Origin of the sequence: Rhizobium sp. ZW T2_16 (assembly GCF_044987325.1) — a bacterium.
GTDB classification, from domain to species: Bacteria; Pseudomonadota; Alphaproteobacteria; order Rhizobiales; family Rhizobiaceae; genus Neorhizobium; species Neorhizobium cellulosilyticum.
In genome coordinates this window covers 749,709-762,669 of the sequence record NZ_JBJDRG010000002.1, presented here as the reverse complement: position 1 = coordinate 762,669, position 12,961 = coordinate 749,709, and the positions used below count along the sequence as shown (strand labels likewise).

General features: G+C 58.0%; 8 protein-coding genes. 3 read left to right on the top strand and 5 right to left on the bottom strand.

What is annotated here, in order from left to right:
- Positions 1–16: 16 nt before the first annotated feature.
- The 5 genes from ACI3K0_RS09315 to clpP form a co-directional block, all read right to left on the bottom strand.
- Positions 17–2,080 (bottom strand): autotransporter domain-containing protein, encoded by a 2,064-nt coding sequence (locus ACI3K0_RS09315; protein ID WP_183827040.1) that lies wholly within the window; start codon positions 2,078–2,080, stop codon positions 17–19.
- Positions 2,081–2,548: 468 nt separating this feature from the next.
- Entirely contained in the window at positions 2,549–2,827 is a 279-nt protein-coding gene (gene hupB, locus ACI3K0_RS09310; RefSeq protein WP_112457241.1) for a DNA-binding protein HupB, read from the bottom strand.
- A gap of 191 nt (positions 2,828–3,018) precedes the next feature.
- Positions 3,019–5,439, bottom strand: a complete 2,421-nt coding sequence (gene lon, locus ACI3K0_RS09305; RefSeq protein ID WP_183827043.1) for an endopeptidase La — start codon at positions 5,437–5,439, stop codon at positions 3,019–3,021.
- A 417-nt stretch (positions 5,440–5,856) separates the two neighbouring features.
- Positions 5,857–7,134, bottom strand: coding sequence for an ATP-dependent Clp protease ATP-binding subunit ClpX (gene clpX, locus ACI3K0_RS09300; RefSeq protein ID WP_148147344.1), 1,278 nt, complete (start codon positions 7,132–7,134; stop codon positions 5,857–5,859).
- A 279-nt stretch (positions 7,135–7,413) separates the two neighbouring features.
- Positions 7,414–8,046 (bottom strand): ATP-dependent Clp endopeptidase proteolytic subunit ClpP, encoded by a 633-nt coding sequence (gene clpP, locus ACI3K0_RS09295; RefSeq protein WP_148147343.1) that lies wholly within the window; start codon positions 8,044–8,046, stop codon positions 7,414–7,416.
- A gap of 374 nt (positions 8,047–8,420) precedes the next feature.
- On the opposite strand from clpP, the gene ACI3K0_RS09290 reads away from it, so the two are divergent.
- The 3 genes from ACI3K0_RS09290 (at position 8,421) to ACI3K0_RS09280 (ending at position 12,849) form a co-directional block, all read left to right on the top strand.
- Entirely contained in the window at positions 8,421–9,668 is a 1,248-nt protein-coding gene (locus ACI3K0_RS09290; protein ID WP_183827046.1) for a GGDEF domain-containing protein, read from the top strand.
- Between the two features lie 104 nt (positions 9,669–9,772).
- A complete protein-coding gene (gene ggt, locus ACI3K0_RS09285; protein WP_183827049.1) occupies positions 9,773–11,527 on the top strand; it encodes a gamma-glutamyltransferase in 1,755 nt (584 codons plus the stop codon).
- Positions 11,528–11,583: 56 nt separating this feature from the next.
- Complete coding sequence (locus ACI3K0_RS09280) at positions 11,584–12,849, top strand: cytochrome P450 (RefSeq protein ID WP_404945263.1); 1,266 nt, start codon at positions 11,584–11,586, stop codon at positions 12,847–12,849.
- Positions 12,850–12,961 lie beyond the last annotated feature (112 nt).

The window sequence follows — 12,961 nt, the reverse complement described above, 5'->3', positions numbered from 1 at the left end:
TCCTTAAAAAATCGGCTCAGAACTTGACCGTATAGTTGCTGCGCAGCCAGACGGTCGGGTCCTGCCCCTTGGTCGTGGCGTTGACCATGAAGGAAGCGACCCCCTTGCCGAGATCAAATTCGGCGCCGAGACCGCCACGAGCCCAGAACTGCTGCAGATCCTGACCTTCGAGACTGAAGTCGCTGATCCCGGTCAACGTGCCGCTCGTAGCCGTCGCGCGGTTTTCGAACTGGTAGTCAAGCTCGGCCTTGGCCAGCAGACGGACAGTGTCGTTCAGCGGGCGAACGAAATCCGCACCGAGACGGGCGATCGTCGAATGATCGCTGCTGCCGTCGAACTCGACCGGGAAGGAGCCGCCGGTTTCCGTATAGGCGTCAACCCTGGTATGCGCATAGGAAAGGCCGACATAGGGGGTGATCGCCGTATCGTCGATCGTCACCGCATTCAGCCAGTCGAAGCGGATCTTTGCGCCCCAGGTTTCAGCATTGGTGTCGCCTTCGGAATAATCGGTGACGGCACCGTTCAGATAACCGCGGTTGCTGTCGACACTGCTGCGTCCCCAATAACCGCCAACCGTCGCGTAAACGTTATTGCCGAGATCGGCAGAGACTTCCGGTGACAGGTAGAAGCCGCGCTGGCGCACGTCGCCACCGGCATCCAGATCCTGGTCGGTATAGGTTCCACCAACTGCGAAGCGGGCTGTGACGCCATCGGCGATACCGTAACCAAAACCAAATTCACCGAGAGCAAGGCCGCCATCGGCGTGATCGCTGTTGTCATAACCGCCATCGATCGTGCCCCAGACGGATCTCTGGCCGGCGGTCAGCAGATTGCGCATTGGCGCTCCCTGCGCACCGAACATGATTGTGTCGGCATTGTTGACACCGCTCTGAACGATGACGTTGTTGGCCATCGCGACAGTCGGGAAAAACTCGGCGGTATCGATGATACCGCTTCCGCCTTCGCAGACGTCAGCGTTGCATTCGTTGCCGCCTTCCTCGCCCTGGCTTTCGATGACACGCGCGATATAGGTGGAGCCGGTAGTGGTCTCGCCGATGATAACATTGCCGTCAGCCGATACGAGATCGGCGGTTTGCGTCATAGCATCGCCGATGGTGGCACCTTCGGCTGCCAGCCAGTCCTCGACAGTCACCATGCCGTTCGCCTGCGTCCAACGGAAGCCGTGGCTTGTGGACTGGGCGTCTGTTGCCGATCCGACCACGACGCCGCCGTCGGCATTAACCGCACTCGCCGTGGATGAAGTGCCACCGAGAGTTCCGAGATCGGTCATCACGTCTGTTGACCCGACATACCGGTAGGCGTGAGACGACGTGTCGCCGGTCAGGTAGGAACTGCCGACCAGAACATTGCCATCGCCGCTCATTGCGTTCAGGAACGTGTAAGAACCGCCCAAGCTTCCGATGTCGACCATCTCGGTCTCTTTAGTCCATCGGAATACGTGGTATGGCGACGACGAGGATGTATATCCAGATCCGGCGACCACCGATCCGTCGTCGCTGACAAAGTCAGCGCTGGAGTTGTCATAAAGCGTATCGATGTTCTCCATCGTGCCGCTGTCTACAGTCCATCGAAATGCGTGATAATTTCCGTCTAGTGTGTCGGCCTCGCCGACAACAGTTTTCCCGTCGGTGCTCACAGCGTATGCGTACGAATCCCGCCCACCAAGCGTGCCTAGACCGATCATTCCCTCAGAAGATGTCCAGTAAAAAGCTTCGGCCATGAAGCTCATGACGCTTACGTATCCCGCAACGGCGGTTCCGTCGCCACTTACAGACTGAGCAAAGCTACCGGTGGTGTCAGTGTCAACTACACCCAAGTCGACGAAACCATTCGCTGCGGTCCATACGAAGGATGTCTTGCGACCGGTCACGGCATCAGAATAGTAGCCCGTCACGGTCTTACCGTCGGCGCTCAAACCACTCAAATTGAGATAGGTGACGCCGGACGGTGGCGTGATTGACTGAATGTCGCCGGTTGCTGTCGATATAAGTGAATAGGTGTAGGTCCCGGCATTCTGGTCGTAATCAGTTTTGAGTACGACCGAACCATTACTGCTCAAACCGATAACTTCGGGTCCGGAGGCAGCATGTGCAACGGAAGCAACACTGACCATAGCCGAGAGAGCAGAACTCGCAAGAAGACAAAGGGTCTTTGATTTAAGAAACATTTCTGGATGACTCGCTGATCGTTTAAGACGGATGCCGTCAGCGACGCCGAGATATGAAATGCCTCATAAAAATAAGAACTAATCATATTTCTAAATTAAGAATCGCTTGTGCCCCCACTGACGAATTGGCCGTGATGCACTCGATCTTACAAGTAGTTCGAAATCTGCCGGCCGGCGTTTCTCTGACAAATGACAACAAAGCGGAAGCACTGTTGCCGGGCGGCACCACTGCCCAATAACCGTTAATTGTTGCAAGTTCGCAGCATCCACCGGGAGTGGAGATGATGTGTTATGCAACAAAAAACCCCGGAAGTTATCCGGGGTTTTAAGACCATGGCAGGGATACTGCCCGGTGAAGTCTTACTTGCCGTTTACGGCGTCCTTCAGGCCCTTGCCGGCCGAGAACTTCGGAACGTTGCGAGCCGGAATATCGACTTCTGCGCCGGTCGACGGGTTGCGGCCCTTGGAGGCTTCACGGCGGGATACGGAGAAGCTGCCGAAGCCAGCGAGGCGAATGTCGCCGCCGTTCTTCAGTTCGCCCTGTACGGTTTCGAATACTGCGTCCACGGCGGATGCGGCGTCAGCCTTGGAGAGACCAGCCTTTTCGGCAACTGCGGAAACCAGCTCGTTCTTGTTCATGTTTCCATCCCTTTCTACGGTTTTGGAACGACTCGATTAGTCGGCGCCGACAATAGTTTTGCGTCGGTGCTTGGCAACCCAAAAGCTCTGAGATCGCCTGAAAAACAAGGGGTTTCATGCATTTTTCACAAAAAAAGCCGGCTTTCGCCGGCTTTCTCCACAATTCAAACTCGGTTGACCCGAGGGATCGCTCAATGGGCGATGCCTGTCACACCGTCCTCGGACCCCTCGACCGTTGCGATAACGGGTGTCTCAACCGTACCATCCCACTCGATCGGTTCAGGACGACGAACCAGAGCATGCTTGATCACCTCACCCATGCGGGACACGGGGATGATCTCCATGTTGTTCTTCACGTTGTCCGGAATGTCGGCCAGGTCCTTGGCGTTTTCTTCCGGGATCAGAACCGTCTTGATGTTACCGCGAAGGGCTGCAAGCAGCTTTTCCTTTAGGCCACCGATCGGCAGGACGCGACCGCGCAGGGTAATTTCGCCTGTCATGGCGACATCCTTGCGAACCGGAATGCCGGTCATGATCGAAACGATCGCCGTTGCCATACCGACGCCGGCAGACGGGCCGTCCTTCGGAGTGGCGCCTTCCGGCACGTGGACGTGGATGTCCGACTTGTCGAAACGCGGCGGCTCGATGCCGAAATCGACGGCACGGGAGCGCACATAGGATGCCGCCGCCGAGATCGATTCCTTCATGACGTCCTTCAGGTTGCCGGTGACGGTCATGCGACCCTTGCCCGGCATCATCACGCCTTCGATGGTCAAGAGCTCGCCGCCGACTTCCGTCCAGGCGAGACCGGTGACGACACCGACCTGATCCTCACCTTCCGCCTCGCCATGGCGATAGCGCGGAACACCGAGGTAATCCGAAATGTTGGCAGCGGTGATGGCGACCGACTTCGTCTTGCCCTTGATGATCTCGGTCACGGCCTTGCGGGCGAGCTTCATCAGCTCGCGCTCGAAGGAGCGAACACCGGCTTCGCGGGTGTACTGCTGGCTGATCGCCATCAGGGCATCGTCGGACACCGAGAATTCATTCGGCTGCAGAGCATGTTCCTTGATCGCCTTCGGCAGAAGGTGACGCTTGGCGATCTCGCGCTTTTCATCTTCGGTGTAACCGGCGATACGGATGATCTCCATGCGGTCCATCAGCGGACCCGGAATGTTGAGCGTGTTCGCCGTGGTGATGAACATCACGTCGGACAGGTCGTATTCAACTTCAAGGTAGTGATCCATGAAGGTCGAGTTCTGGGCCGGATCGAGCACTTCGAGCAGTGCCGCCGACGGATCGCCGCGGAAATCCGACCCCATCTTGTCGATTTCATCGAGCAGGAAGAGCGGGTTGGACTTCTTGGCCTTCTTCATCGACTGGATGATCTTGCCAGGCATCGAGCCGATATAAGTGCGGCGGTGACCACGGATTTCGGCTTCGTCACGAACGCCACCGAGCGCCATGCGTACGTATTCGCGGCCGGTCGCCTTGGCGATCGACTGGGCGAGCGACGTTTTACCGACACCCGGAGGGCCAACGAGGCAGAGGATCGGGCCCTTGATCTTGGTGGCACGCGCCTGAACCGCCAGATATTCGACGATACGCTCCTTGACCTTGTCCAGACCGAAGTGATCCTGCTCGAGGATTTTTTCGGCGTTGTTGAGGTCGGCCTTGATCTTCGACTTCTTGGCCCACGGAATACCCAACAGCCAGTCGAGATAGTTGCGCACGACAGTGGCTTCCGCCGACATCGGGCTCATCTGGCGCAGCTTCTTCAGTTCGGCATCCGCCTTTTCGCGGGCTTCCTTGGAGAGCTTGGTCTTGCCGATGCGTTCTTCCAGTTCGGCCATCTCGTCACGGCCTTCTTCGCCGTCACCGAGTTCCTTCTGGATCGCCTTCATCTGTTCGTTCAGGTAATATTCGCGCTGGGTCTTCTCCATCTGGCGTTTTACACGCGAGCGGATGCGCTTTTCGACCTGCAGGACCGAGATTTCGCCTTCCATGAAGCCGAGCGCCTTTTCAAGACGCAGCTTGATCGACACCGTTTCCAGCATTTCCTGCTTTTCGGTGATCTTGATCGACAGGTGCGAGGCAACCGTGTCAGCGAGCTTCGAGTAGTCCTCGATCTGGCTGGCGGCGCCGACGACTTCCGGCGAGATCTTCTTGTTCAGCTTTACGTAGTTCTCAAACTCGGAAACGACCGAGCGCGACAGGGCTTCAACCTCGACGGCGTCCTCTTCAGGCTCATCGAGAATGTCGGCCTTGGCCTCGTAAAACTCCTCGCGGTCCGTATAATTGCTGATCTCGGCACGTGCTCGACCTTCGACGAGAACCTTGACGGTGCCGTCGGGCAGCTTGAGGAGCTGCAGCACATTGGCGACCGTGCCGATTTTGTAGATCGCGTCCGGCTCCGGATCGTCGTCGCTGGCATTGATCTGGGTGACGAGCATGATCTGCTTGTCGGAGCCCATAACCTCCTCAAGCGCGCGGATGGATTTCTCACGTCCGACGAACAGGGGAACGATCATATGCGGGAAGACCACAATGTCGCGCAATGGCAGGACCGGATAGGTCGCTGAGCCGGATGCTGCAGACGTTGAACTTGTCATCTTGTTTCCTTTCCATCGTCCCGTTTCCGGGATGGCTTGAGCAATTACCCAAGCACTTCACTCCCGCTCAAGGTGGAGTTTTCCTATGTCATTTTCAAGCCTTGCAGCAGCCCAGTCGTCGCCAACATGACAGGGATATTACAAAGCACTCGCATAAATGTTTGACGTTGCCATTATCCGCCGAACCAGCCCCGGCCATCGACGGAAACGTGAATCGCATTCAACTTCGCACAGAAGCCGAAAAACCGAAGCAGCGAGAACAACCATGATCTGCGTGCTTCACGTCTAAAGCAAGCTGAATATCGCGCAACCGTCCGCATTGGGAATTTCCCCAGAACGAAGCGAGCAACCACAGCTTACCTACGAAAAGAGGCCCCAATACGGGGCCTCGATCAAATCTATACTACTGGTCCCGGCTCAGGCCGAAACATTGGCTTTCTCGTCCTGGCGATCCGCATAGATGTAAAGCGGACGGGCATTGCCCTTCACCACATCGTCGGAGATGACGACTTCGCGGACACCATCGAGGGCCGGAAGCTCGAACATCGTGTCGAGCAGGATCTTTTCCATGATCGAACGGAGGCCGCGGGCGCCGGTCTTACGCACGATCGCCTTGCGGGCGATTTCGCGAAGGGCGTCCTCGTGGAAGGTCAGTTCCACGTCTTCCATCTCGAACAGGCGCTGATACTGCTTGATCAGTGCGTTCTTCGGCTCGGACAGGATCTGGATCAGCGCATCCTCATCGAGATCCTCGAGCGTTGCCAGAACCGGCAGACGACCGATGAATTCCGGGATGAGGCCGAACTTGACCAGATCTTCCGGTTCCAGTTCGCGCAGCACTTCGCCGACGCGGCGGTCGTCAGCAGCCTTGACGGATGCACCGAAGCCGATCGAGGTTTTCTCGCCACGGGCCGAAATGATCTTGTCCAGACCAGCGAATGCACCGCCGCAGATGAACAGGATGTTCGTCGTGTCGACCTGCAGGAATTCCTGCTGCGGATGCTTTCGGCCACCCTGCGGCGGAACCGAGGCAACCGTGCCTTCCATGATCTTCAGAAGCGCCTGCTGCACGCCTTCGCCAGATACGTCGCGGGTGATCGACGGGTTGTCCGACTTGCGCGAGATCTTGTCGACTTCGTCGATATAGACGATGCCGCGCTGGGCGCGTTCGACATTGTAGTCGGCGGCCTGCAGAAGCTTCAGGATGATGTTTTCGACGTCTTCACCAACGTAACCGGCTTCGGTCAGCGTCGTTGCATCAGCCATGGTGAAGGGAACGTCGATGATGCGGGCGAGCGTCTGGGCAAGATAGGTCTTGCCGCAGCCGGTCGGGCCGACGAGCATGATGTTCGACTTCGCAAGCTCTACGTCACCGCCCTTGGAGGCATGCGCGAGGCGCTTGTAATGGTTGTGAACGGCGACCGACAGGATGCGCTTGGCCTGCTGCTGGCCAATGACGTACTCATCGAGAACCTTGATGATGTCCTGGGGCGTGGGAACGCCGTCGCGGGACTTGACCATCGAGGTCTTGTTCTCTTCGCGAATGATGTCCATGCACAGTTCGACGCATTCATCGCAGATGAATACTGTCGGTCCTGCAATCAGTTTGCGGACCTCGTGCTGGCTCTTTCCGCAGAAGGAGCAGTATAGGGTATTCTTGGAGTCGCCGCCGTTGCCGCTGCTGACTTTGCTCATATCACTTTCCTTCCAGCACTCTGCGCTCACGTAAAGACGGGCGCAGTCCACTCAACCGCTGCCGGCACGTGACACCGACGGGCTTCACGTGCCTGCCCTGTTCCGGGGGTACTCTACCGGTCCAGATAACGGTCCGGCGGCAACGAAACCCCTAAGAAACGAATGCTATGTCATAAAAGTTCAACACAGCATTAATAGTTACTAATAGCGCTTTCCGACCGACTTGAAACCCCTTTTTGCTCACAACAGGGTTACAGTGGCGGAAAGGCTACAACCCGATCAGCTTTCCGAGCCGCCTTCAAGTTCCTGGCGCGAGGTCAGGATCTTGTCGATGACACCCCATTCCAGGGATTCGTCGGAGGTCATGAAGTGGTCGCGATCGAGGGTCTTTTCGACTTCCTCGAGGGTGCGGCCGGTATGCTTCACATAAACTTCGTTCAGGCGGCGCTTCATCTTGAGGATGTCGCGGGCATGACGCTCGATGTCGGACGCCTGCCCCTGGAAGCCGCCGGACGGCTGATGCACCATGATGCGGGCATTCGGCGTTGCAAACCGCATGCCCTTTTCACCTGCGCAAAGGAGCAGCGAACCCATCGAGGCGGCCTGGCCGATGCAAAGCGTCGAAACGGCTGGCTTGATGAACTGCATCGTGTCGTAGATCGCCATGCCGGCGGTGACCACGCCACCCGGCGAATTGATGTAAAGCGCGATTTCCTTCTTCGGATTTTCGGCTTCGAGGAAAAGCAGCTGGGCGCAGACGAGCGACGCCATGTGATCTTCCACCGGACCGGTCAGGAAAATGATGCGCTCCTTCAACAGGCGCGAATAGATATCGTAAGAGCGCTCACCGCGATTGGTCTGTTCGACGACCATAGGCACCAGGGCCATTGCGGTATCAACTGGATTTTTCATGTCCGTCCTTTGTCAAATGCCTTGCCGAAGGCAACGTGGCGCTCCGGAATCATTGGAATGGGTCAATCCCTACATAGAGTGTCAATGCCCGGTACTTCAAGACGGAGAGCCCGATATCCTTAACTCACGATCGTCCTGCCACCCATGCCGGGCTGATCGCATCTGCGCTGTCGCGAATAAATCGCTTCGGCTCAATGATACGGCGGCCCTGCCCACCGCCTTTTTTACCGCCAAGGTAAAGCGAAGGTAAATCACACCGGACAATATCGCCCCACGCCAACTATAACGCCAAAAGCGAGCGCCCGGCGCAAACCCGACCTTAAACTTTCGAGGTTATACACACGCCAAGCCGAGGTTCGGCGGGGAGCATTGCGTTGGATATTGTAACGGGTTTCATGATCTGGGCCGCAGAGGCCAGCACGATCGGTGTGCTTTTATGGACACGCTGGATTTACGAACGCCAGCCGTTTTACTTCACCTGGGGGACCGGCTTCCTCTTTCACGGCATCGGCGTCGGCATGGTCGCGCTGCGCGGCACCCTGCCCGATTTCGTTTCTATCGAGATTGCCAATGTCATGGCACTTGGCGGCATCGGGCTTTGGGTTGCCGGAATGCTGCAATTCGACAAGCGGCGCGTGGAAGCGTTTATCGCCATTCCATCACTGATCTTCGTCGCCGGCATGCTGCTAGAGCCGGTGCGGACCAATTTCAGCTATCGTGTCGCCCTGTTCCATGGCGCTGCATCGGTAGGATATCTGATGCTGATCGCCACCGTTCTTTGGGGCGAGAACGGCCGCTCGCAGACCCGCAGGGTTTTCGCCGCATGTGTCGGCGTCCAGGTTCTGTCGAGCACGGTAGTCGCGATATTTGCCCTGATCAGCAAGCCGCAATCCTTTGCGGCAGGCAACAATTCCTTCCTGCTGCTTCTCGTCGCCGCCTTGTGCTTCATCGCCGCTATCATGAGCGGCAGCAAGCTCATCAACGAGCGCAATGAAGCCAAGCTGAAACTGCTCGCCGTCACCGATCCACTGACCAACCTTCTCAATCGCCGCGGATTGATCGACCAGTTCCATACGCTGAAGCGAATCCACTCGGGCGAAGGCGGATTACTCGCTCTGATCCATCTGGACCTAGACGGTTTCAAGCAGATCAATGATCTATACGGCCATCAGGCTGGCGACGAGGTGCTGGTCGCCTTCGCAAAAATCGGCACGGCCGCGCAGCGGGGACGCGGATCATTCGGCCGCATGGGCGGCGAGGAATTCGCATCAATCATGTATGTCGCCAACATGATAGAGGCCGCAAGCGTCGCAGAGGCGATCAGGACTACGCTGAAACAGCAGCCGATCAACGTCGGAGACCATCAGATACCCGTTACCGTCAGTATCGGCATTGCGCTGGCGGAAATCCGATCGGCCAACCTGGACACGCTTCTCAGCACGGCAGACCGCGCACTCTATGTAGCCAAGACAAACGGCCGCGACCGCACGGCGATCGGCACCGAGAGTGATGTATCGATCGTTCCCGCGATCGACCACGCTGATACGCAGGATGCACCGGTCCAGGCCAGCATGACGCAACAGGTAGCTGCACTGAGACGGATCGTGGCGATCGGCAAGTAAGCGTTATGCATCGAAGGAGGCGGCTCCGTTTTTCGGCGCCGCCCTCTTGTCTTCGTCCACCCGATCACCCAAATCCCTCCCACACAAAAATGAGAGAGCGGGACATGGCGAAGAGACTTTACGGGGCTGTGGTCATCAGCCTGCTATCGATTTCGTCCGCACCTGCGCAGCAGGCCTCCGATACGGTTGCCCCCGAGAAAGCCACCGGCACTGCAAGCGCCAGCCGCGTGGAAGCGCGAGACTTCATGGTCGCAGCCGCCAATCCGCTGGCAGCGCAGGCGGGTCGTGAAATTCTCGCCAATGGCGGCAACGCCATTGATGCGATGGTGGCGGTGCAGGCCGTGCTCGGCCTTGTCGAGCCGCAGAGTTCCGGCCTCGGCGGTGGCGCTTTCCTCGTCTATTACGACGCGGCCGCGAAACGGCTGACCACATTCGACGCCCGCGAAACGGCGCCGATGGAGGCGACGCCGAAGCTTTTTCTCGACGATGCAGGACAGCCGCTGAAGTTCATGGACGCCGTTGTCGGCGGCAGGTCGGTCGGCACGCCCGGCACGGTGCGGCTGCTGGAGGATGTCCAGATCCGCTACGGCAAGCAAAGCTGGCCGGCCCTCTGGAAACCCGCCGCCAAGCTGGCCCGCGAAGGCTTTGCAGTCTCCCCTCGCCTCGCTTCGCTGATTGCGACGGAAGGCGACGCGCTGAAACGTTACGAAGGTGCAAGGAACTATTTCTTCGATGAGACCGGTGCGCCGCTGAAGGCGGGGCACATCCTGAAAAACCCCGAATATGCGAAAGCGATTGAGGCGATTGCGACGGGCGGTGCCGATGCATTTTATCGCGGACCTATCGCCGAAGATATCGTCAAGACGGTGCGCGGTGCGCGCGACAATCCCGGTATTCTGTCCCAGACCGACCTTGCCATCTATCACATCAAGGAACGGGAGCCGGTCTGCTTTACCTATCGCGCTCTCGACATCTGCGGCATGGGACCACCGTCTTCGGGCGGAATTGCTATCGGTCAGATGCTGGGCATGGCAGAGAATTTCGACCTCAAGGGCCTTGGTCCGGAGAATGTCGAAAGCTGGCGGATCATCGGCGACGCACAGCGCCTCGCCTTTGCCGATCGCGAGCGTTACGTCGCGGATACGGATTTCCAGCCGCTGCCGATCAAGGGGCTTCTTGAGAAGACATATCTCGGCGAACGGGCAAAGCTTCTGGATGGCGACAAGGCGCTTGCCAAGGATGCCGTCAAGGCAGGCGAACCCGAATGGGATCACGCCATGCTGCTCGGCCGGGATGCCGCGATCGAACTGCCGTCCACCAGCCATTTCGTCATCGTCGACAAGGAAGGAAACGTCGTCTCGATGACGACGACGATCGAAAACGGCTTCGGTTCTCGGCTGATGACGCATGGCTTTCTGCTCAACAATGAGCTGACCGATTTTTCCTTCAAGACCCATGATGGTGCACTCGCGGTCGCCAACCGTGTCGAACCCGGCAAACGGCCACGCTCCTCCATGGCTCCGACGATCGTGATGAAGGACGGCAAGCCGCTGCTCGCGATCGGCTCGCCGGGCGGCAGCCAGATCATCGGCTATGTGGCGCAGGCGCTGATCGCCTATATCGACTGGGGCATGCCGGTGGAACAGATCGTCGCCCAGCCGCATCTGATCAACCGTTTCGGTACCTACGACATCGAAGCGGGTACGACAGCCGAGAGGTTCGCCGAGCCACTGAAGGCGCTTGGCTATGAAGTCAAACCGGGCCAGATGAATTCCGGGCTGCATGCCATCGAGATCACCGGCACCGGACTTGTCGGCAGTGCCGATCCGCGTCGCGAGGGCGTTGCTCTCGGCGAGTGACGGCAACCAGCTTATCCCGATTGCGCTGCGCCGGAATTTCGCGCTACGCATCGGGAATGACATCGCTTCCTGATTTTCTCCGTATCGATGCCGTCAGCCGGCATGTTTCGCTTGATGGCCGCAATCCGGCTTTCTACAGCGACCCGAACCAGGTCTATTCAGCCCTGCATCAGCATTGTCCCACCTTCTACTGGGAGGAACAGCGGCAATGGTTCTTTACCGGCTATGAGCATGTGAATGCACTGTTGCGTGACAGGCGTTTCGGGCGACAGATCCTGCATGTGGCAAGTCGCGAGGAACTGGGGCTGCCGGAGCCGCAAGCGCATCTTGTGAATTTCGATCTCGCAGAGCGCCATTCGCTGCTGGAAATAGAGCCGCCGGAACACACGCGGCTTCGAACGCTGATCAACCGCGCCTTCGTATCCCGTCATATCGAGAGGCTGAGGCCGGAGATTGCCGATCTGGCGGAACGGCTGATCGACGGTTTCGAGAAAGATGGAAAGACCGAGCTGCTTTCCTCCTTTGCCGACATCATTCCCGTCACGATGATCTCGCGGATGATGGGCATTCCGGACGAGATGGGACCGCAGCTCTTGAAATGGAGCCATGCCTATGTCGGCATGTACATGTTCAAGCGCTCGAAAGAGGACGAATATGCGGCCGACCGGGCGGCAAAGGAATTTGCCGATTACGTCAAGACGCTGATCTCCGATCGCCGCAGGACACCTGCGGAGGACCTGCTCAGCCACATGATCCACACCGAGCGCAAGTCTTCCGATTCAGGGCGGGGCCAGCACCTTACCGACGACGAACTGGTATCGACGACGATCGTGCTGCTCAATGCCGGGCATGAGGCGACGGTGCATCAAATCGGCAATTCGGTTCGGGTCATTCTCGAAAGCGGCCTCACTCCGGCCGAGCTTTTTCGAGATGAAACAGCCACGGAACGAACGGTGGAAGAAACGCTGCGCATCTGCGCACCCGTCCATATCTTTCAGCGATGGGCCCTGGAGGATTTAGAGATCGATGGCGTCAGCCTGAAGCGCGGCGACAAGGTCAGCCTGATCCTGGCGGCTGCCAATCTCGATCCGAGAGTGTTTTCAGATCCGCTAACCTTCAAGCCGGACCGAAAGGAAGCTCAGAACCTCTCTTTCGGAGCGGGCATCCATTTCTGCATCGGTGCGCCGCTGGCGCGGCTGGAGCTCAATACAGTTCTGCCGATCCTGTTTCGGCGCCTGCCCGATTTGAGGCTAGAGGCCAAACCCGTAGTCAAAGATGTCTATCATTTCCATGGGTTGGAGCGGCTCGACCTCGTCTGGTGATGCAAAATCAGGCATCGAGCGACAGTACGCCACATCGAAAACACATGGCTCTTATGCAATCTGTTCGATTGTTTAGCGGAAACAGTACCTTATAGTACGGCTGAGGGAGGAT

Excerpts from the sequence above, each read along its gene's own strand:
- hupB (WP_112457241.1), bottom strand. The coding sequence starts at position 2,827 with ATGAACAAGAACGAGCTGGTTTCCGCAGTTGCCGAAAAGGCTGGTCTC.
- lon (WP_183827043.1), bottom strand. The coding sequence starts at position 5,439 with ATGACAAGTTCAACGTCTGCAGCATCCGGCTCAGCGACCTATCCGGTC.
- clpX (WP_148147344.1), bottom strand. The coding sequence starts at position 7,134 with ATGAGCAAAGTCAGCAGCGGCAACGGCGGCGACTCCAAGAATACCCTA.
- clpP (WP_148147343.1), bottom strand. The coding sequence starts at position 8,046 with ATGAAAAATCCAGTTGATACCGCAATGGCCCTGGTGCCTATGGTCGTC.
- ggt (WP_183827049.1), top strand. The coding sequence starts at position 9,773 with ATGGCGAAGAGACTTTACGGGGCTGTGGTCATCAGCCTGCTATCGATT.
- ACI3K0_RS09280 (WP_404945263.1), top strand. The coding sequence starts at position 11,584 with ATGACATCGCTTCCTGATTTTCTCCGTATCGATGCCGTCAGCCGGCAT.